Genomic DNA, 19,389 nt, shown 5'->3' on the forward strand with positions numbered 1-19,389 from the left:
AGATCCGGCTCACTGGGCCTGCGGGTTCGGGAACGCGTTCGGACGGCAGGTCTTGCCGTCGGCGGGCACGCTGCCGGCGTCACCGCCCTGCGTGTCGTTGAGCTTCGCGACGTAGTCGTTCGCGACGCCGAACGTCTGCTGCATCATCACCGGCGCCAGCGCACCCTCCTTGGCGCACCCCACGTGACCATTGCCGAGGGCGTGGCCGACCTCGTGGTTGATGGCGTACTGGCGGTACGCGGTCAGGTCACTGCTGAACGCCTTCGCTCCCCGCACCCAGCGGGCGAGGTTGATCACGACCTCGCCGTCGATGTGGCACGAAGCCGGGTACGGGATCGCGTCGCCGCAGACGTCCTTCGCGGTCTCCGGAGTGGTGAGCCTCACGTAGAAGTCGGCCTCGGGGCCGCTCTCGTCGACCCGCTGCAGCCGCACGTCGCCGCTGCTGACCCAGCCGCGCTCGTCGTCGGCGAGGATGCCCTCCACGGTGGCCGCGTAGCTGTCCTCACCCGCGATGGCGGCCGGGTCGATGCCGTCCTCCACCTCGATCGTGTAGCGCAACAGCCGGCCGCCCGCGCCCGCCTGATCGCCGCCGCCCGGCACGACATGCCACGTGCCCTGCCCGCTCCGGGTGAACTCGCTGCCGTCGGGCAGTTCGGCCGTGGGGATGTTCAGGTTCTGTTTCCGCGCCGGGATCTCCTCGACCCCGTCGCGGTCACTGGCCTCGCCCGCGTCGGCCGCGACCGACGCGTCGCCCGCCTGCGCGCCCGGCTCGTCGGGATCGGTCTTGGTGGTGTCGACGACCACCAGCGCGGTGACCACGAGCAGCACGGGGATCGCATACACCCGCCAGCCGTACGTGGCGATCAGTTTGCGCAGACCGGACTTGGGCTTCCGCCGGCGCGCACCCCGGTCGCCGTCGGCCCCGTCGGCTTCCGGATCGAGGGCCGCGTCGACGTCGGAGGGAGCATCCCGCAGTTCCGCGTCGCCGACGTCGTCACGGTCGTCACGGTCGTCGCCGTGGGGCCGCCACGACGCCCGCAACGGCTCACCCGGCCTGCGGACCCCGGGGCCGTACCGCTCGTCGAGCGGTCGCGCGCCGGGCGTGCGGGTGCGCCGAACGCGACCGGGGCCGCGGCCGGAATACCCGGTCCGCTCACCCTCCCGCCGTGCTTCGTGCGACACCCTGTCCACGCCGTCCAGACTGCCACACCGTCCGCGCCGCACGCGGTCTCACCCGACGGGCTACCAGCGGCCGTCGGCGACGTGTTCCCACATCCCGAGGACCGCTCTGGCCACGGTCACGGGGCGTTCCATCTGGGCGACGTGCCCCGTACGGGGCAACACCAGCAACCGCGCCGACGGGATCGCACCGGCCGTACGCCGGGCGCGTCGCACGGAGATCACCCTGTCCTGGGTGCCCCACACCACGAGCGTCGGCACCCGGACCCGCGGCGCCGCCGACCACAACGATCCGGGTCCCGGCGTGAACCACGACCGGAAGATCTCCAGCGTGCTGCGCGCCAAGGCGGCGGCCGCCCACTGCTGAGCCGAGCGCGCCGCGAACTCCTCGGCCTGCTCGGTGAGCCGGTGCCGCGGGAACCGGTCGGCATCGGCATAGACGAGGCGGATCGTCTGCAGCGCCCGCTCCTCGGGCGTCAACCGCGCCAGCTGCCTGCGCACGGGCGTGCCGACGACGGGCAGCATCGCCAGGGCCATCCTGGGATCGGACAGCCTGCGCGGGTCCGGCCTGCGGTCGGGCATCGCGGGCGAGACGAGCGTGAGCGTGCGCACGAGCTCCGGCCTGCGCGCGGCCAGCAACAACGAGACGGCCCCGCCCATCGAGTTGCCGACCAGGTCCACCGGCCGTCCCAGCGACTCCAGATAGCGGGCGACGACGTCGGCGTGCGCGCCGAGGCTGTAGGCGAACCCGCGGGGCGGCTCGGAGAACCCGAACCCGGGCAGGTCGAGCGCGATCCCCTCGGCGTGCGGCGCCAGCTGCGCTGCCAGGTCCGTCCAGTTCGTCGAGGAACCGCCGAGACCGTGCACGTACACCGTCGTCCGCTCCCGCAGGCCCGGGGTGCGCCGCACGTGGAGCCGCATGCCGCCGACGTCCGCCCCGGCGTTGTGACCGTCGACGCCGCGACCACCCGGGGCGGGGCCGTCGGGGGCGGGGCCGTCGGGGGCGTGATCGCCGGTGCTGTGACCGCGGTCGCCCCCGGTGCCCACGGGTTCCCAAGAGCCCTCCCACGGGGGCAGCATCGGGTCGTAAGCGGGCAGCGAAGCCCGTGAAAGGGGCACGTGGGTCAGCGGCCCGCGGCGCGGGTTCGCCGACCGGACGGCCGGGCGCTGCCGGTGCTGCGGAATCGGGGCACTCGTCGACGATGCGGTCTCGGACACGACGTCCAGCATGCCGCATGAACTCGATGTTTGGCGTTACTTACATACCGGCGAGTAATGTGCCCTGGGAAGTCTGGAGGCAAGAGATGACCGACACGGCGCACGGTAAGGGCGTGCGGCTGCCCCGCACACAGCGACGTGCCCAACTGCTCACCGCGGCACAAGAGGTGTTCGCTGCGAACGGGTACCACTCAGCGGCCATGGACGACATCGCCGAACAGGCCGGTGTCAGCAAACCGGTGCTCTACCAGCACTTCCCCGGCAAGCTCGACCTCTACATCGCGCTGCTCGAAAGCCACGTCGACGACCTGGTCCGTGCCGTGGAGAACGCGCTCGCCTCCACCACCGACAACAAGCAGCGGGTCCAGAACGCCGTCGGCGCGTTCTTCGACTTCGTCAACGGCGACGCCGGCGCGTTCCGCATGGTCTTCGAGTCCGACCTCCGCGGCGAACCCGACGTGCAGCGCGCCGTCGACAGGGCGACCAGCGCGACGGTGGACGCGATCGCCAAGACGATCATGTCCGACGCCGGGCTCGACGCGGAACGGGCTCGGCTGCTGGCCGTCGGCCTCGTGGGCATGAGCCAGGTCAGCGCACGCTACTGGCTGGACCGCGGCAGCGACGTCAGCCGCGACGACGCCGTCCGCCTCACGTCGACGCTGGCGTGGCGCGGGATCGGGGCCGGCTTCCCGCTGCAGCACCCCCTGTAGCCGCCCCGTCCTCACCGCCGGTTGCGGTGCCCGCCGGCGCGCCCGGAGTCGCACCGGCGGTACCGGCATCGGCGATCAGGCCGGCGATCGCGTCGGTGACACCGGTGTGCCGTTCCTGCGTGATCATGTGCCCCGCACCGGGGAACAGGACGAATCGAGCAGCGGGCAGTGCTCGGGCGATGGCCTCCGCGTGGTGGACCGGGGTGAGCCGGTCGCGGTCACCGACGAGCACGACCGTCGGCACGGTCGCCAGCGCCGCCAGTGCCGCAGCGCGGTCGTGCAGCGAGATCGCGTTCTGGAACCCGCCGATGCTGCGCGGATGCGCCTTGCGCAGCTGTTCCGCCACCGAGCGCACGTCGTCGGTGCGCGGCCGCTTGCCGAACACCAGCAGCCTGCCGCCCATCGCCGCCAACGGCCGCCCCACCGGCAGCCGCTCCCGCCGGTAGGCCACGAGCAGCTTGGCGAGCCGGCGTTCCAGGCGCGCTGCACCCCTGCCCAGCGCGCCCGGAAAGCCGAGTGTGAGGCGGTCCATGTTCCCCGACGACGTCGCCACGAACGCCGCGCCTGCGACGCGTCGGGCCACCAGCTCCGGGTACCGGTCCGCGAGCGCCATGATCGTCATGCCGCCCATCGAGTGCCCCACCAGCACGATCGGCCCTTCCGGCACCTGCGCGGCGATGACCTCGGCGAGGTCGTCCGCCAGCCGGTCGATCGTCGCCGACTGCGGCCCCGCGGGGTCCGAGTCGCCGTGCCCGCGCAGGTCGTAACGCACGATGCGCACCGGCGCGACCAGTTCGCCGACCACGCGGTCCCAGGTGCGCCGATCCTGGGTCCACCCGTGCACGAGCACGAGCGTCACCGGGTGGCCTGCGGCTTCGGGTTCGCTGGTCTCGACGGCGAGCCGCGTGCCGTCCGAGACCGTCACGGTCGTCACCACGGGCGTCCTCACTTGTTCGGCAGCAGACCTGCGCTGCGCCACAACCGCATGCCGGGAGCGCCGACCAGACCGGCCTCGTCGAGGAACGGCATGATCTTCTCGCCGGAGAACAGCAGCGTGGCCCGGAAATGTGGGTTACTCAGGGCCGCCTGGTAGCCCTCCTTCGGGCGGATACCGACGGCCTTGTAGACGTACGGGTTGATCAGACTGCGGGTGATGTGCCAGGACACGTAGGCGATCAGCCAGCGCTGATAGGCCAGCTCCACCTTGCCCATGCCCTTGATCCGCCGGGTGACCTCTTCACGCGCGAACGTGACGTGCCGCGCCTCCTCCAGCACGTGAATGCGGTTGACCATCCGCACCAGCGGCTGGATCTCCGGGTCGTTCATCTGCTCGCGCTGGAGCCGGTCGAGGATCTCCTCGGCGATCAGGATCGACCCGTAGAGCGCGGGGCCGTAGCCGATGACCGGGAGGATCTTGGCCATCCGGTGGCGCCACTTCACGGGGCCGTAGTGCGGACAGCCGAACGCGTTCGACATGCGCGCGAACATCGTCGAGTGCCGACACTCGTCGGCGATCTCCGTCAGCGCGTACTGCGCGTGGCTCGTAGTCGGGTCGCCGTTGTCGACCTCCTTGAGCAACAGCTGCATGAGGATGACCTCGAACCAGATGCCGTTCGTGGCGATGCTGGCCATCTCGTGCTTGCCGAGCTCGATGCGCTGCTCCGGCGTGAGCCGGTCCCACAGCTCGGTGCCGTAGAGACTCGAACGCTCCTCGGGGATGAACCGCTTGCCCTCGACGAGGGGAGCGTCCCAGTCGATGTCGACCTCAGGGTCGTAGAACTTGTTCGCCGACGACTTCAGAAGACGCTCAGCGGTCTTCTCCCGCCCGGCATCGCCCAGGGTCCGCGTCATTGCGGCTTACCACCTTTCACGGCTGACGGCTGACTGCTCCGTGGAGCTGCTCCGGAAGCCGGAACCGCTGCGGGAGCACCGTTCGCAGTTTGTGTAACTTCCAGTAACAGTTACTTCTGGTAGCATGCGAGGCATGCCGGACCCTGTCAAGTCGAGCAAGAAGAAGTCGTCCGACAAGGCATCACCCGGAAGTGGTGACGCCCGGAAGGACCGCTGGCGCAAGCACCGCATCGCGCGCCGGGCCGAGTTCGTCGACGCGGCACTCGCCGCACTCGAGGAACAGGGCCCCGACCTGGGCATGGAACACGTCGCGGCCGCGGCAGGCGTGACCAAGCCGGTGCTCTACCGCCACTTCGAGGACAAGGCCGACCTCTACCTCGCACTCGGCGACCGCGGCACCGAGATCCTCTTCGAACGCCTCATGCCCGCGATCAACACCGAACTCGCCCCGGTGCCCCGCATCCGCACGGCCCTCGACGCGTTCTTCACCGTGCTCGAAGAGCACCCCAACCTCTACCGGCTGCTCGCGCGCAGACGGTTCGCCGACCGCCCGCTGGACTCGGACGTCACCGACGTCGTCGCCGAGGACAAGGCGCTCATCGCCAACGCGCTGACCGCACTGCTCGGGGACTACCTGCGCATGTTCAGCGTCGACTCCGGCGCGGCCGAACCCTGGGCGCACGGCGTGGTCGGGCTGGTGCACAACACCGGCGAATGGTGGCTGGCCAGACAAAGCATGAGCCGCGACGCCGTGGTGGAGTACCTGACCCAGATCATCTGGGCGGCCATCGACGGCCTCGCCAGGCAGCACGGCATCCAGATCGATCCCGACCGGCCGGTCGAGACCAACAAGATCGTCCAGTTCAGCCGCAGCGAGGACGCCGGCGACGAGACCGCACGCCCCACCGACGAAGCTGGAGCAGCACAATGAGCGAACACGACGAGGACGGCTACACCGGCACCGCGACCCTGCTGGTGGAGGAGACCGAAGTGGCGGTGGAGGTCCACCTGCGCGGCCACTTCCAGCCGATCGACGGCTACTACCACTGGTACGGCCGGATCAAGCCCAACGACGAGCTCACGACCCTCACCGGCGGCAAGAAGCGGAAGGTGCAGCTGCGCACCCCGGAGGGCACCGCCGACGGCGAGATCTCCGACCCCGACCCGTGGGACCGCTACCGGATCACGGGCACGAGCACCCCACCGTTCGCGGTGCCGACCACACTCGACGAGGTCGAAGCCGCCGCCCACTGAACCGGGCCCGCAGACGACGAACGCCGCGCCTCCCCTTGCGGGAGACGCGGCGTTCGCGGTTCGAGGGGCTGCGGATCAGCCGCCGACGGCGAAGCCGACACGACGGGCGTCCGACGGCGCGATCTCGACGTAGGCGATGCGGTCGGACGGGACCAGGTACTTGCGGCCCTTGTCGTCGGTCAGGCTGAACAGGCCGTCGTCGGCACCCAGCGCTTCGGCGACCAGCTTCTCGACCTCCTCGGCCGTCTGGCCGCTGGACACCACCAGCTCCCGCGGGGTGTCCTTGATGCCGATCTTGACCTCCACGTGCAACCTCCGCTGCGAAAAAGTTGAGCCTGTTCGTTCCCCGCCCAGGCTAGCGCGCCACCCCGGAGAAAGCCCCCAAGGGCACTGTGGTTGCACTGGGTGCGACGAACCTTCCCCTCGCTCGGGGGCGCGACCACGGGTACGAGTGTCACGGCACGTGGGCACGACGCGTTTCTCCGGCCAGCAAGCCCCGGCCACCCACCCTTCCCCACGCGCCGGCGCGTGGGGAAGATTCGTCGCGTTGAACGCAACCAGGGTGCCCTTGGGGGCTCCGCCGGCGGTTCTGTTCAGCCCAGGCCGAGGACCTGCATGCGCTTGGCGTGTCCCTGCTGGAGCTTGCGGAACAGCGCGGCGATCCCGGACAGATCGACCGAGCCGGCCACGATGAGCTCGGCGAGCCCGTCGCGCTCGGCCACGATGTACTGCGCCTGCGTCAGCGCCTCCCCGAGGAGCCGCCGCGACCACAGCGACAACCGGTCGCGCTGCGTGCTGTCGGCGTCGATGGCGGCCGCCACCTCGCGTTCGGCGAACGCCGAATGCCCGGTGTCGTCGAGCACCGTGAGCACGATGCGCCGCACCTCGTCGTCGAGCACGGTCGAGAGCTCGCGGTAGAGGTCCGCGGCGAGGTTGTCCACGACGTACGCCTTGACCAGCGACTCCAGCCACGTCCGCGGGGCCGTCGACTCCTGGAACGCGTCGACGTGCTTGCGGAACGGCTGCATCGCCTCCTCGACCGACGCGCCGTGGGCGTGCAGGTGGTTGGCGAGCATCTCGTAGTGCCCGATCTCCGCGCCCGCCATGGACGCGAGTGCGACCCGCCCGGCCAGGGTGGGCGCCGACCGCGCATCCTCGGCCAGCCGATCGAACGCCGACAACTCGCCGTAGGCCAGAACCCCGAGCAGGTCGACCACGCCGCCACTGATTTCCGCACGCGCCTCCGTCACGCCGTTCACCGTAGTCGAGACCGCAAACCGGGCAGCAGTTACCAACGACACGTGATCAAATGCGGCGGGCGTCACGATATGTCGGCGTCTTCGCTGTACACTGAGGAACCGAGAGCGATTCTCACCACTCGTGGACCGCCGCGAAAGACATATTCGTGGCAGGTGAACACGCAGGTGAGAAGCAATGTGCGTGCACGCCTCGGCGATGTTCCCACACCGTATTTCTTCGCTGGTCACGAACGCGAAAACACGGATGTGAGTGTGGTCGAGCCATCGCGGTATATGCCTGGCTTGCGCGCCGGTATGAGAGAGGCGATTTCATCATCCAGGACCAGAACCAGACCGCCGGCACCGACAGCGCCGACGGTCCCACCACCGATGTCGCACCCGACGTCTCCCGGCCCGCCGCAGAAGCCGAAACGCCGGCCTTCGCCGAGTTCGGCCTGAAGCCCGAGATCATCTCGGCGCTCGAGGCGTCGGGCAAACACCGCACCTTCGCCATCCAGGCGCTGACCCTGCCGCTCGCCCTCAAGGGCGACGACGTCATCGGGCAGGCCAGGACCGGCATGGGCAAGACCCTCGGCTTCGGTGTCCCGCTGCTGCAGCGGCTCGACACCCCGGGCGACGGCACGCCGCAGGCACTGATCGTCGTCCCCACCCGCGAGCTGTGCGTCCAGGTCACCAAGGACCTCGCCGAGGCGGGCGCGAACCTCGGCATCACCGTCGAGTCGATCTACGGCGGCAGGCCGTACGAACCGCAGATCGAAGCGCTGCAGCGGGGCGTCGACATCGTCGTCGGCACGCCGGGCAGGCTGCTGGATCTCGCCGAACAGCGCCACCTGGTGCTCGGCAAGGTGCGTTCGCTGGTGCTCGACGAGGCCGACGAGATGCTCGACCTGGGCTTCCTCCCCGACATCGAGCGCATCCTGCGGATGGTGCCGGACGAGCGGCAGACGATGCTGTTCTCGGCCACCATGCCGGGGCCGATCATCAACCTGGCCAGGACGTTCCTGACCCAGCCGACGCACATCCGCGCCGAGGAGAACGACGCGGGCGCCATCCACGAGCGCACGACGCAGTTCGTCTACCGTGCGCACTCGCTGGACAAGCCCGAGCTGGTCGCGAAGGTCCTGCAGGCCTCCGAGCGCGGACTGACGATGATCTTCACGCGCACGAAGCGCACCGCGCAGAAGGTCGCCGACGAGCTGACCGACCGCGGGTTCGCCGCGGCGGCCGTGCACGGTGACCTCGGCCAGGGTGCGCGGGAGCAGGCGCTGCGCGCCTTCCGTTCCGGCAAGGTGGACGTGCTCGTCGCCACCGACGTCGCCGCGCGCGGCATCGACGTCGACGACGTGACCCACGTCGTCAACTACCAGATGCCCGAGGACGAGAAGACCTACGTCCACCGCATCGGCCGCACCGGTCGCGCGGGCAAGACGGGCGTGGCGGTCACGCTGGTCGACTGGGACGAGATCCCCCGTTGGAAGCTGATCTCCGACGAACTCGGCTTGAACCAGCCCGAACCGGCGGAGACGTACTCGACCTCGAAGCACCTCTTCTCCGACCTCGGTATCCCCGACGACGCGACGGGCCGCCTGCCGTTGAGCAAGCGCAACCGGGAGGGCCTGGCCGCGGAGGACGCCGAGGACCTGGGCGACAAGCGGCGCGAGCGCGGCGAGTCCAGGGAGCGCGGCGGATCCCGCGAGAGTGGCGCGGCCCGTTCGCGGAACCGCAAGCCCCGCAGGCGCACGCGCGGCGGCAGGTCCGCCGAGAGCGGTTCCGCCGAGTCCGCCGACCCGGAATCGCAGGAGGGCGGCGAGAACGGCACGGCAGCCCCTTCCGGTTCCGGCCGGTCCCGGTCGCGCCGCCGCACCCGCGGCGGCAGCGGTTCGAAGCCGGCCACCGAGAGCCACGCCTCGGCCGACGGCGCCGCCTCCGGTGACGCACAGGCCGAGGGCGGCCAGCGGCCCGCGCGCAGGCGCCGTCGTCGCGGCGGCCGCGGCCGGGGCGGCGGCGAGGCCACGCAGGAAGGCACGGCGCAGACCACCAACACGAGCGAAACGTCCGCCACGGCAGACTGACGTCCGTGAGCTCCACCGGATCACCTTCGCCGGATTCCGGCGGCACGGCCGACGACACGGCCCACAGCGGCGGCTCCGCACCGACCACGGTGCAGAGTCGCCGCTCGCCGTGGAACCGCCGCCGCGACCGCGTCGCAGCCGCGCTGCTCGGCGTGGCCGTCGTCATGGCCGGTCTCGTCGTCTGGGCAGGCAGCGACAGCAGGGCCACGATCAGCGAGACCGCTCCCCCGCCCGCGGGCACCCCGGCGCAACCGGCGTCGGTGCCCGCGGAGTTCCACGAGGCCTGGCGGGCACCGAGCGCCGCGACCCCCGCGCCCGTCGCGACGGCTGGCACCGTGGTCACCGGCGACGGCGGTGAGGTCACCGGGCGGGATCCCGAGACCGGTTCCGTCCGCTGGCGGTACGCCCGCGACCTGCCACTGTGCACCGTCGGGGCCGAGTGGGAACGCGCCCTGGCCGTCTATCGCAAGGACGCAGGCTGCAGCGAGGTCACCCAGCTCGACGCGGCAACCGGCAAGCGTACGGCACAGCGCAACGGGGACGCCGAACGCGGCACCCGGCTCGTCGGCGACGGCGGCTACGTGACCACCACCGGCGAGCGGCTGCTCAACACCTGGCGCGACGACCTGGTCAAGAGCATGGAGTTCGGCCGGGTGTACGCGCAGGTCAACGCCGGATACCAGCCGCGGCCTAACTGCCGGTACGGCACCGTCGCCGCGGCATCGGGCAGGGTCGGCGTGATCGAACGCTGCCCCGGCCGCAGTGGTGCGTTGTTGACCGTGCTGAAGGCGGCCCCCGAGGAGTCCGACCAGCCGGAACAGGAGTTCTCCCAGCCGTTGCCCGAGCGGGGCGCCAAGCTCGTCGCGATGGTGCCGGGCGGCTCGGCGGTGCTGCTGCCGGAGGCGAAGGAACTGGTGCTGTTCGACGCCGAGGGCCGGGAGCGGACCCGGTATCCGCTCGACCTTCCCCGGTCCGATCTGGACCGGGAACCGCGCGGCGGGGTGATGCCCACCGTCCGTGGACCGTGGAACGTCTACTGGTTCACCGGATCCCGCACCATGGCACTGTCCACAGCGGACCTGACTCCGCAGTGGACGGTGCACAACACGCGCGGCGCGGGAACGTCGTACGCGGGCCGGTACCTCGCACCGATCGGCGGCGGCCTCGCGGTTCTCGACCCCCGCAGCGGCGACACGGTACGCACGATCGCCGTCGACCGCGACGGCCACCGCGGGCCGATCACCATGGCCACCGCAGGCCCGGTCCTGCTGGAACGCCGCGGCGACGAGGTGGTGGCACTGCGGTGACCGGAGCACCTCGATGACCGGAGACCCTCGATGACCGCGTTCTCCCAACTGTCCCCGCACGGCGGCAGGCGGATCGACCTGCCGGGAGGCCTCGCCGCACTGTCCGGCCCCGAGCCGGCCGACGCGGCGGGTACGGCACTGCTCGTGCCCGGCTACACCGGGTCGAAGGAGGACTTCGCCCCGCTGCTGGACGGCATCGCCGACGGCGGGCTGCACCCGCTGGCGATCGACCTGCCCGGCCAGTACGAATCACCGGGTCCCGACGACGAGGCTGCCTACTTGCCGGACCGGCTCGGCGAGGTCGTCGCCGAGCTGGCCACCTCGCTCGACGGCCCCGTCGTGCTGCTCGGCCACTCCTACGGCGGGCTGGTGTCCCGCGGCGCCGTGCTCGCAGGTGCGCCGGTCGCCGGCCTGACGCTCCTCGACAGCGGCCCGGCCCGGCTACCCCACGGCCTCCGCTCGCAGGCACTCGAAGCGGGCGAACCGCTGCTGCGCGCCCAGGGCGTCGAAGCCGTGTACGCGATCCGCGAGCAGCTCGGCGGTCTGCCGGCCGCGGAACTGCGCGCGTTCCTGCGCACCCGGTTCGTCACGTCGAGCGCGGCCGGGCTGCTGGGTATGGCCAGGGGGCTGCGCACCGAACCGGATCGCACCGACGAACTCGCGGCCGCACTCGGCGACCGCCCCGCACTGGTCGTCGCGGGTGAACACGACGATGCCTGGTCGGTCGATCAGCAGAAGGACATGGCCCGCAGGCTCACCGCGGCCTTCACCGTGGTTCCGCAGGCGGCCCACTCCCCCAACACCGAGAACCCCCACGCCCTGCTGGACGTCCTGCTGGCCGAATGGCGTGGTTGGCTCTAGCCGTCGCCGTGCCCAAACCGCGCGTTGCGCATTCCGGGGCCCGTGTTGCGGATTCGGGGGCCCGTGTTGCGGATTCCGGGGCGCGTGTTCTGCACGCGGACCCGCGTGTTCTGCGGTCGGGGGCCCGTGTTCTGCGTTCGGGGTGCCCACGTCGGTCGCGTGACCGGACTCGCCGGACGACTTCGCAGACGTCCCGGCGGCGGCATCCGTCGATTTCGTTTCGCGTGGTCAGTGGTCCACCCAGTCGGGCGCCCAGACATCGTCCGGGGCCTGCGGCCCCGTGGTGTGCAGATGGTCGCGTAGTGCCGTCAGCAGGGGATGCTGGTCCCCGCTGCGGGACAACAGGAGGTGCGGGTAGACCGGTGTGGGTTCACGCAACGGGATGCGCCGCAGGTCGTAGTTCTCGGGCCACAGGTACCGATCCCCACTGCCGACGAGGGTGGCCAACGAGGCCGAGTCGGCCAGCGCGTCCATCAATGCCTCGTCGCCGAAGTGGGGGCCGAGCGCATCGATGCTCAGTCCGAAAGCCTCGGAAAGCGTCTCGTAGAACGCGGCCCACTCCGCGTCCGGCCTGATCCCCGGGATCCATATGCGGTGGTCCGCCAGGTCCGCAGGCCTGACGGAGGCCGCGTCCGACATCGGGTGGCCCGGCCCGACCAGGAGTTCCAACGGAACGTCCAGGAGCCGATCAGCGGCGATCCCGGCCGGGATCTCGGCCGCAGGCATGGCGCGGAAGGACGCGTCGATAGTTCCTTCGAGCACCGCCTTGGCTGCTTGGGCGGCATTCTCGGTGCTCAGCGTGACCGCGTCCAGGTTCATGTCGGGCTGGGAGCGGTAGAACCGGTAGACGGCCTGGGCCGGAGCGATGCGCCGGTTGAGGACATCGACGCGCAACGGCCGGTTACCGGGCCGTACGGCCTGTTCAGCCCGGTCGGTAGCGGTGAGGATCCCCTTGGCGTGCGGCAGGAAGACCTGTCCGTCCAAGCTCGGCCTGGAGCCGCGGGAGGTACGCACCAGGAGCGCGGCGCCGAGGTGCCGCTCCAGGGACGCGATTCGCTTGGAGACCGCCTGCTGGCTGATCCGCAGCTCGTCCGCCGCTGCCTGGAACTGGCCGGTCTCGGCGACGGCCACGAACGTCCGCAGTGCATCGACATCCACACCACGATCGTACTTTCACAACTCATGGTTGTTTCTGCTGTCCGTTCGCGTTGTTTGATCCCGTGTTCCGGCGGTGGTGGGATCGGCGCATGTCCACCCGCACAGCACAGGTCATGCATGTTTATTCGCCCGAGTTCACACGCCACACGGAACGAATCGCGGAGGTGACCGATGCGACGTCCCGGCTGAACATGCTGCCGTTCAGCGACAGCGAAGGGCGCGCGGAACTACTTTCCGTTGTTTTCGGCAAGCCACTTCCGGAGTCGGTCACCATCTACCCGCCACTGTTCACCGAGTACGGACTCAACACGACGTTCGGGGAGAACGTCTTCGTCAATCAGGGGTGCACGTTGATGGACAAAGGCGGCATCCACCTGGGCAACGGCGTCATGGTCGCCCCGAAGGCCAGCCTCATCACCGGAGGGCACCCGCTGCCGTTGGCCGAACGCCGCGAGCACCTCTCGTTCGCCCCGATCGTCCTCGAAGACGACGTTTGGGTCGGGACGGCGGCCGTGATCACCCAGGGAGTGACGATCGGCGCCGGTGCGGTGGTCGCTGCGGGTGCCGTCGTCACCCGCGACGTGCCCGCCGGCACCATGGTCGCAGGCGTCCCCGCTCAGGTGATCAAGACGATCGATTGAACCCGACCGTGACGGATTTCGTGAGCCGGAACAGGCACCCTCCAGGAAGGTTCCGCAGTCCTGGTTTCGTGCCCGGGTGACGGACGTGCCGACCGAACAGCCGGATCACTTCGCGCCGGTGGCTCGGCGCCGGGTCTGGTGAAGCTCGCCGGGGACGCGCCGGGCCCCGGCTCCAGCCGGACTCACACCCGACGTCGACGGGCCCTCACGCCCACCAGCACGTCCACAACACGACACCGGCGATGCCGATCACGCCGGCACCCGCCAACCCTGCAGCCGGACCCCGCTCCCTGTCGACCATCACCACCTGCAGCGCGAGTGCCACCACCGCACCGAGCACATGCCACACGACGACCGCCGTACCCGCCGCACCGTCGGTGGCCAGCGCCACCACCAGCACCACGGCCGCCAACAACGCGAACCCGGCGGCAACCGAGCCGGTGAAACCCCGCCACACGCGCCCGGCCGTTCCCGGTGCCTCCGGCTCGGTCACAGGCGTCTCCAGTGGTTCGGTGTGGTCGGCCGATTCCGTGGGACCGGCCGGTCCGGTACGTGTGGTCGCGGCCGTGCGACCCGTTGCTGCGGTCGTATTCGTCCTGCCCGGTGACCGGGTCACGGCACACCCCCTGATGATCGGTCGACTCCGGCCGTGACGCGCGCTCGAGGTCCGTCCCCGGCCCCGGTACGAGTGCCTGTCGTCGCCGCGGCCCCGCCACCGTCGGCCGGACCGGTGCTGTGAGCCTCGCCGGACTCGGCAGCCGGGCCGCCGCCGTCGGTGCTGCCGTTACCGCCGACGCCGGTCTCGGCGTCGCGGAGCGGGGCGAGCAGATCCCACGACCGCGCCGCCGGGCCGGCCTGCTGTCCGGCAGCGCAACTCGGGCGGAAGTCGCACCACGAACAGCGGCGGCCGGTGCGCGCGGGGAACAGCTCGTCCGGGTCACCGCCGTCGGCCAGCTTATCCGTGGCCTGCTGCAGGTCGGTGGCGGTCTCCTCGGCCCGGGAGAGCTGCCTGCGCAGGCTGTCTGCGGTGTGCTCGGCCGCCGCGACCGTGCCGCTCGGCAGATGGTGCAGCTCGACAGTCCGGCACGGCGCGTGCAGGGTCCGTTCGGCTGCGACGGCGTACAGCGCAAGCGCCTGCGAGGAGCGCGCCTCGTGCTCGTCGGGGGCGCGCCTGCCGGTCTTGTAGTCGACGACCACGAGTTCGCCGTCACGTTCGTCGATGCGGTCGGCGCGGCCTTCCACGATCATCGACACAGGGCCGTCCCCACCGGCCGCGGGCGCAGACACCCACCGCTCGACACCGCGAGGGTCGGTGCTCAGGTCGTGGTCGGCGACGTACCGGGCCGCCCAATCCTTCGCGACGCGCCGGTACTCGGCTGCCTGTTCGGAGTCGGCGAACCCGGCGTCCTTCCAGTGCCGGCCCACGAGTGCGGCGGCGCGCGCAGGCGTGCGCTCGGAGGCGGGCAGATCGAACAGTGCCCGCAGGGCGTTGTGCACCACCGCACCGAGGGTGCTGTGCGCCCACGGCCCCGTGCGCTGCGGCGTCGGACGGTCGACGTAGGCCAGCCGGTACCGGCGAGGGCAGTCGTCGAACGTCGACAACCGCGCCGGCGTCACCTTCATCAGCCGACGCGGCGTCACACCGAAGTCGAACCCCAGTTGCTCCATCACGCGCACCGTACCGACAAACCCCGACACCTCATGCGCCGGCGATGAAGCCGCGCACGGAATCCGCCACCAGCTGCACCGCGATCGCCGCCAGCAGCAGACCCGCGATCTTCGCGAGCAGCGTGATGCCGCTCTCCCGCAGCACCTTGATGAGCGCACCGGAATACCGCATGCACACCCAGATGATCACGTGGACGGCGACGATCGCGCACGCCAGCGCGATGTACCCGGCCGGATCACCGTCGGCCTCACGGACGAACACGATCGTCGCCGCGATGGCACCCGGCCCGGCCAGCAGTGGGGTCCCGAGCGGCACCAGCGCGACGTTCACGTCGTCGGCCACCTCGGGGTCGCTGCCACCCTTGCTGGTGAGCAGCTCCAGCGCGACGAGCAGCAGCAGCAACCCGCCCGCACCCTGCAGCGCCGGGATCCCGATGCCCAGGTAGGCGAGGATCGCCTGCCCCGCGACGGCGAACAGTGCGATGACCAGGAACGACACCAACACGGCCTGCAACGCGGCGCGCGCCCGCGCCGCCCGCTGTTTACGGCCGACGAGGCTCAGGAACACCGGCACCGTGCCGGGCGGATCCATGATGACGACCAGCGTGATGAGGGCCTCGGTGAACAGCGTCAGGTTGAAGTAGTCCATCTCCGCCGCCTCAGCCGCCGACCACGACGTCGGTACCCGTGGCCTGCGCGACCAGCGCGTCGAACTCCTCCGGTGGCGTGACCTCCTGGCCGATCCCGATCGACTTGTTCGTTCCGTGGTAATCGCTCGACCCGGTGCGCACGAGCCCGAGATCCTTCGCGAGCGCCCGCAACTCGTCGCGGGTGCGCCCGTCGTGGTTCGGGTGGTCCACCTCGACGCCGGTGAGGCCGCGGCGCGCCAGGGTCTCGACGACCTCGGCCGTCACCGTCGGGCCGCGCTGGAACGCGAACGGATGGGCCAGCACCGTCACCCCGCCCGCCTCGGCGATCATGTCGATAGCGAGTTCGACAGGGGTGTCCCGGCGCGGCACCGAATACCCTCGGCCGGTCGCCAAGTAGCTCGCGAACGCCTCGTCGACGGTGCCGCACAGCCCCGCGCGCACGAGCGCCTGCGCGAGGTGCGGCCTGCCCGCCGGGGCGTCGGGACCGAGCATGCCCAGGATCTCGTCGGCGTCGACCGGAAGCCCGTCGGCGGCCATCCGGTCGGCGATCGCCCGCAGTCGCGACCGCCGCTGCTGCCGGAGGCGCCGCTGCTCGGCGACGATGGCGGGAGCGTCGGGGTCGAACAGATAGGCCAGCAGATGCACGCTGACCCGTCCGCCGCGGCCGTCATCGGATTCGCACGACAGTTCCGCACCCGGCACGAGCCGCATCCCCGGCGGCAGCGCGTCGGCCGCCGGCCGCCAGCCCACGGTCGTGTCGTGGTCGGTCAGCGCCACGACGCCGAGTCCGGCCGCTGCCGCCACGGCGACGAGCTCGGCCGGGTCGTCCGTGCCGTCGGAGACGGTCGAATGGGTATGCAGGTCGATGCGCACGGCGGACATTCTCCAACACGCCGGCCGGGCGAACCCGGGGCAGGCACTGCGACGTTCACGACGCGCGCCCCCGACCTGCGACGACGGCGCGGAAGGTCAGCCGCGGACCTTCTTACCGCGCGCGGCCCGCTGCGCCTTGATCATGGAGAACCGCTCGGCCTGCTTCTGCTTGTCGCCGAACACGAGCTCCGAAATCGTGTCGTAGAAGTTCTCCGGCTCCGGCAGATACCGGATCTTGTTCAACGCCTGGATCTGACCGGCCGACTCGATGACCGTCGTGCCGTAGCCGAAGATGCGCCCACCGAACGTCCGCTCGTACGTGAGGTCGGTGACCTTGGTGATCGGCATCATCAGCACCTGCGTGGTCCATACGCCGGTGGTCATGATGAACCGCTTGTCGGTCACGACGAGCCGCTCGACCCACCATTCGATGACCTTGTACGAGAACCAGAGGACGACGCCGAGTGCGGCGTACCAGAGCAGGTTCTGCACGACCCACATCGACGGCGGCAGGATGTACGAGATCATCACGCAGATCGCGATCATGGCGATGGCCTCGAACACGTTCCACCCGAGACACGCCCAATGGCGTCGGATGCGAATCACCCGGCGCTCGGTGTCGAGGAGGTACTCGTCTGGGTCGCGTGGTGCGAACATGAACCGAGGGTAACGCGCGTCAGGTGAAGATGTTGCTGACGAACGTGATCACGGCCTCGGCAGCGTCGCGCAGGAAGCCGATGATGTTGTTGACAAAACCCGCAGCTTGACCTGGCTGCGCGATCACGAAGAACAGAACCAACGCGACAGCGGCAATTCCTGCGAGCTTCTTCGCGTTCACGGCGATCAATCCCGTCTCTCGAGTGCAGACCAGTTGCTTGGACCTGTTGGGTGAGGTGCCACTAAGTTTGTACCGCACTACCTGTCGCTACGGGAGGTAAGTCCTGCGCTTGGGGCAGTACGCGCGGTGATCGTAGCGCGATCGCTACCCATCGTGACCACAGGGGCGGGCGTCGCCGCACCGCCGGAAACCCCGGCACGTGGCACTCCGGGAGGCCGGCGGGACGGATACGACGGCCCGCTCGTCGCGGCCGGGAGACAGGAGCGGGATGGACCACATCCGGTGCGTCGGCGGGATCGTCCACGACGCCGCGGGCAGGCTGCTGCTCATCCGGCGGGCCAATCGGCCCGCCCGGGGCCGCTGGTCACTGCCGGGAGGACGCGTGGAACCGGGCGAGACGGACCACGCGGCGGTGGCGCGGGAACTCGCCGAGGAGACGGGGCTGACCGTCGATGTCGGCCCGTTCGTCGGCAGCATCACGCGCGAGCCGTACCTGATCAACGACTACCGCTGCCTCGTCCGCGGCGGACGGTTGACGCCGGGCGACGACGCCTCCGACGCCCGGTGGATCGATCACCGCGAGCTCACTCGAATGGACTACCACGACCAGTTGACAGAAAACCTGGTCGACACATTACGTGAATGGAACATGCTGCCCCGCGACTCTCAGTGAGGAGTCGGGGCCGGCTCCGTGGCGAACACCACCGCTGGCAGAACCTCACGCACCGAGCCAGGTCATCCGCTGCCCGTGCGGATCGGCCAGCGCGAGCGCCTGCCCGTTCGGGGCGCCGTCCTTCCAGGTCACAAGGCCGAGCGTGGGACGGGCCGTGACGCGGTAGGCCAGCTCGTCCCTGCCGGGCAGCACCGCGTCGAGGCCGGCCTCGTACGACTCGAGCGTGACCCACCACACCGGCCGTTCCGCGGCGATTTCACCCATCGCAGTGATGAACGCCTCGCGCCGGTCGGCAGCCATGTAGGCCATCACGTGGCTACTGAAGACCACCAGGGGCAGCTCCGCGGGAACCCGTGCCGCGGCCGCGGCGAGGTCGTCGACGGCGTCACCCTCGACGAAGTCCGGGATGTCCTTGGCCTGTGCCGCCGCGGCCGTGCGCAGCATGCGGATCCGGTCCGGCTGATCGGCCCACACGCACGCCTCGAGCCAGGCGAGCTCGTCGTCGTCCTGCGCGTCGACCGGATTGCGGTCCAGCCCCACCTTCGCTCCGACGTTCGGTTTGGCCGGCACCACCGGCGGCCCTGCCCCTTCGGCGAGCTCGACCGCACAGTGCAGCCCGACGGGCGTCTTCTTCGGGCCCGCCGCGAGCTGCTCCCCGCCCGGCAGCCGGTACTGGTACGCGAACCGGTCCATGCCCAGCAGCAGCCCGGCACTGCAGCCCACTTCGAGCAGGCCCACCTTGCCCTTCGCCTGCTTCGCCGCGCGCGCCACGGCCGGGTACAGCACAGCCGCGCGGTTCACCTCGTTGGTCTGGGTGAACCGCGTGCGGAGAATCTCCGCCACGCGATCGGCACGCTCGAGCAGGAACGCTCGGAACTCCGGCCACGTCGCGCCGTCCACGCCGTCCATTCCGCCCAGCGACGGGTAGTACCGCGACAGCGGGTGGATCGGCTCCGCCTGGATCAGCCGGTGCGCGGCCGCCAGCAACAACGTCGGGTGCGTGTCCCCGTCGGTGCTCGCCTCCAGCAGGAGCGCGGCGACCTCGTCGTCGTCGGCGGCGTGGGCCGCGAGATGGGAGTACAGCGGGGAGATCCCGGCCGCCTCGTGCTCGGCGAACCGGCGCAGGCGCTCCTTGGCGATGGCGACGTCAGCCATCCCGGCGCTCCGGCCCGACGAC

At 70.6% G+C, this 19,389-nt stretch carries 21 protein-coding genes and 1 pseudogene; 8 read left to right on the forward strand and 14 right to left on the reverse strand.

Going from position 1 to position 19,389, the window contains the following annotated elements:
* Positions 1-9 precede the first annotated feature (9 nt).
* Entirely contained in the window at positions 10-1,191 is a 1,182-nt protein-coding gene (locus tag LY12_RS24770) for a DUF3152 domain-containing protein (RefSeq protein ID WP_253859883.1), read from the reverse strand.
* 51 nt (positions 1,192-1,242) lie between these two features.
* Positions 1,243-2,397 carry an alpha/beta fold hydrolase gene (locus LY12_RS24775; RefSeq protein ID WP_253859884.1) on the reverse strand — a complete coding sequence of 385 codons (1,155 nt, stop codon included), beginning with the start codon at positions 2,395-2,397 and terminating at the stop codon, positions 1,243-1,245.
* An 86-nt stretch (positions 2,398-2,483) separates the two neighbouring features.
* Here LY12_RS24775 and LY12_RS24780 point away from each other — a divergent pair, with 86 nt between their 5' ends.
* Complete coding sequence (locus LY12_RS24780) at positions 2,484-3,107, forward strand: TetR/AcrR family transcriptional regulator (protein WP_253859885.1); 624 nt, start codon at positions 2,484-2,486, stop codon at positions 3,105-3,107.
* Here the strand turns inward: LY12_RS24780 and LY12_RS24785 are convergent.
* Positions 3,046-4,044, reverse strand: coding sequence for an alpha/beta fold hydrolase (locus LY12_RS24785; protein WP_372493632.1), 999 nt, complete (start codon positions 4,042-4,044; stop codon positions 3,046-3,048). The two genes, LY12_RS24780 and LY12_RS24785, sit on opposite strands and share 62 nt — an antisense overlap.
* Before the next feature lie 8 nt (positions 4,045-4,052).
* Positions 4,053-4,958, reverse strand: a complete 906-nt coding sequence (locus LY12_RS24790; RefSeq protein ID WP_253859887.1) for an AurF N-oxygenase family protein — start codon at positions 4,956-4,958, stop codon at positions 4,053-4,055.
* Positions 4,959-5,082: 124 nt separating this feature from the next.
* Here LY12_RS24790 and LY12_RS24795 point away from each other — a divergent pair, with 124 nt between their 5' ends.
* Entirely contained in the window at positions 5,083-5,889 is an 807-nt protein-coding gene (locus LY12_RS24795) for a TetR/AcrR family transcriptional regulator (protein WP_372493633.1), read from the forward strand.
* Positions 5,886-6,212, forward strand: coding sequence for a DUF4873 domain-containing protein (locus tag LY12_RS24800; protein ID WP_253859889.1), 327 nt, complete (start codon positions 5,886-5,888; stop codon positions 6,210-6,212). The genes LY12_RS24795 and LY12_RS24800 overlap by 4 nt, the downstream gene beginning before the upstream one ends.
* Positions 6,213-6,287: 75 nt before the next feature.
* Here the strand turns inward: LY12_RS24800 and LY12_RS24805 are convergent, their stop codons facing one another.
* Positions 6,288-6,518, reverse strand: coding sequence for a DUF3107 domain-containing protein (locus tag LY12_RS24805; protein ID WP_253859890.1), 231 nt, complete (start codon positions 6,516-6,518; stop codon positions 6,288-6,290).
* Positions 6,519-6,805: 287 nt separating this feature from the next.
* Entirely contained in the window at positions 6,806-7,462 is a 657-nt protein-coding gene (locus LY12_RS24810) for a ferritin-like fold-containing protein (protein ID WP_253859891.1), read from the reverse strand.
* 443 nt (positions 7,463-7,905) lie between these two features.
* On the opposite strand from LY12_RS24810, the gene LY12_RS24815 reads away from it, so the two are divergent.
* From LY12_RS24815 to LY12_RS24825, 3 genes are read left to right on the forward strand one after another with little or no spacing between them, the layout of a single operon-like run.
* The gene (locus LY12_RS24815) at positions 7,906-9,543 is read left to right on the forward strand and encodes a DEAD/DEAH box helicase (protein WP_253859951.1); all 1,638 of its coding nucleotides are present in this window, start codon (positions 7,906-7,908) and stop codon (positions 9,541-9,543) included.
* A gap of 5 nt (positions 9,544-9,548) precedes the next feature.
* Complete coding sequence (locus tag LY12_RS24820) at positions 9,549-10,850, forward strand: Rv3212 family protein (protein ID WP_253859892.1); 1,302 nt, start codon at positions 9,549-9,551, stop codon at positions 10,848-10,850.
* A 30-nt stretch (positions 10,851-10,880) separates the two neighbouring features.
* Positions 10,881-11,711, forward strand: a complete 831-nt coding sequence (locus LY12_RS24825; protein WP_253859893.1) for an alpha/beta fold hydrolase — start codon at positions 10,881-10,883, stop codon at positions 11,709-11,711.
* Between the two features lie 228 nt (positions 11,712-11,939).
* On the opposite strand, the gene LY12_RS24830 is transcribed toward LY12_RS24825, so the two are convergent.
* Positions 11,940-12,869: a LysR family transcriptional regulator gene (locus tag LY12_RS24830; protein ID WP_253859894.1), complete on the reverse strand. Its 930-nt coding sequence runs from the start codon at positions 12,867-12,869 to the stop codon at positions 11,940-11,942.
* Between the two features lie 164 nt (positions 12,870-13,033).
* Here LY12_RS24830 and LY12_RS24835 point away from each other — a divergent pair, with 164 nt between their 5' ends.
* On the forward strand, positions 13,034-13,510 hold the full coding sequence (locus LY12_RS24835; protein ID WP_253859895.1) for a DapH/DapD/GlmU-related protein: 477 nt from the start codon (positions 13,034-13,036) through the stop codon (positions 13,508-13,510).
* A 205-nt stretch (positions 13,511-13,715) separates the two neighbouring features.
* Here LY12_RS24835 and LY12_RS24840 read toward each other — a convergent pair whose 3' ends face one another.
* From LY12_RS24840 to LY12_RS24865, 6 genes and pseudogenes are all read right to left on the reverse strand, one after another.
* The gene (locus tag LY12_RS24840) at positions 13,716-14,003 is read right to left on the reverse strand and encodes a hypothetical protein (RefSeq protein WP_253859896.1); all 288 of its coding nucleotides are present in this window, start codon (positions 14,001-14,003) and stop codon (positions 13,716-13,718) included.
* 323 nt (positions 14,004-14,326) lie between these two features.
* Positions 14,327-15,178 (reverse strand): annotated as a pseudogene (locus LY12_RS24845) (RecB family exonuclease); the annotation flags it as partial.
* A 31-nt stretch (positions 15,179-15,209) separates the two neighbouring features.
* Positions 15,210-15,827: a MarC family protein gene (locus LY12_RS24850; RefSeq protein WP_253859897.1), complete on the reverse strand. Its 618-nt coding sequence runs from the start codon at positions 15,825-15,827 to the stop codon at positions 15,210-15,212.
* A 10-nt stretch (positions 15,828-15,837) separates the two neighbouring features.
* Positions 15,838-16,710: a PHP domain-containing protein gene (locus LY12_RS24855; RefSeq protein WP_253859898.1), complete on the reverse strand. Its 873-nt coding sequence runs from the start codon at positions 16,708-16,710 to the stop codon at positions 15,838-15,840.
* Positions 16,711-16,797: 87 nt separating this feature from the next.
* Complete coding sequence (locus LY12_RS24860; protein WP_183779175.1) at positions 16,798-17,358, reverse strand: PH domain-containing protein; 561 nt, start codon at positions 17,356-17,358, stop codon at positions 16,798-16,800.
* A 19-nt stretch (positions 17,359-17,377) separates the two neighbouring features.
* Positions 17,378-17,539, reverse strand: a complete 162-nt coding sequence (locus tag LY12_RS24865; protein ID WP_183657701.1) for a hypothetical protein — start codon at positions 17,537-17,539, stop codon at positions 17,378-17,380.
* 268 nt (positions 17,540-17,807) lie between these two features.
* Between LY12_RS24865 and LY12_RS24870 the strand changes: the two genes are divergently transcribed.
* Complete coding sequence (locus LY12_RS24870) at positions 17,808-18,212, forward strand: NUDIX hydrolase (protein ID WP_253859899.1); 405 nt, start codon at positions 17,808-17,810, stop codon at positions 18,210-18,212.
* A gap of 45 nt (positions 18,213-18,257) precedes the next feature.
* On the opposite strand, the gene LY12_RS24875 is transcribed toward LY12_RS24870, so the two are convergent.
* Positions 18,258-19,367 (reverse strand): DUF2332 domain-containing protein, encoded by a 1,110-nt coding sequence (locus tag LY12_RS24875; protein ID WP_253859900.1) that lies wholly within the window; start codon positions 19,365-19,367, stop codon positions 18,258-18,260.
* Positions 19,368-19,389: the final 22 nt, after the last annotated feature.

Origin of the sequence: Prauserella alba (genome assembly GCF_024171735.1) — a bacterium.
Lineage (GTDB): Bacteria > Actinomycetota > Actinomycetes > Mycobacteriales > Pseudonocardiaceae > Prauserella > Prauserella alba.

Excerpts from the sequence above, each read along its gene's own strand:
- LY12_RS24825 (WP_253859893.1), top strand. The coding sequence starts at position 10,881 with ATGACCGCGTTCTCCCAACTGTCCCCGCACGGCGGCAGGCGGATCGAC.
- LY12_RS24795 (WP_372493633.1), top strand. The coding sequence starts at position 5,083 with ATGCGAGGCATGCCGGACCCTGTCAAGTCGAGCAAGAAGAAGTCGTCC.
- LY12_RS24790 (WP_253859887.1), bottom strand. The coding sequence starts at position 4,958 with ATGACGCGGACCCTGGGCGATGCCGGGCGGGAGAAGACCGCTGAGCGT.
- LY12_RS24855 (WP_253859898.1), bottom strand. The coding sequence starts at position 16,710 with ATGTCCGCCGTGCGCATCGACCTGCATACCCATTCGACCGTCTCCGAC.
- LY12_RS24870 (WP_253859899.1), top strand. The coding sequence starts at position 17,808 with ATGGACCACATCCGGTGCGTCGGCGGGATCGTCCACGACGCCGCGGGC.
- LY12_RS24780 (WP_253859885.1), top strand. The coding sequence starts at position 2,484 with ATGACCGACACGGCGCACGGTAAGGGCGTGCGGCTGCCCCGCACACAG.
- LY12_RS24800 (WP_253859889.1), top strand. The coding sequence starts at position 5,886 with ATGAGCGAACACGACGAGGACGGCTACACCGGCACCGCGACCCTGCTG.
- LY12_RS24875 (WP_253859900.1), bottom strand. The coding sequence starts at position 19,367 with ATGGCTGACGTCGCCATCGCCAAGGAGCGCCTGCGCCGGTTCGCCGAG.
- LY12_RS24850 (WP_253859897.1), bottom strand. The coding sequence starts at position 15,827 with ATGGACTACTTCAACCTGACGCTGTTCACCGAGGCCCTCATCACGCTG.
- LY12_RS24860 (WP_183779175.1), bottom strand. The coding sequence starts at position 17,358 with ATGTTCGCACCACGCGACCCAGACGAGTACCTCCTCGACACCGAGCGC.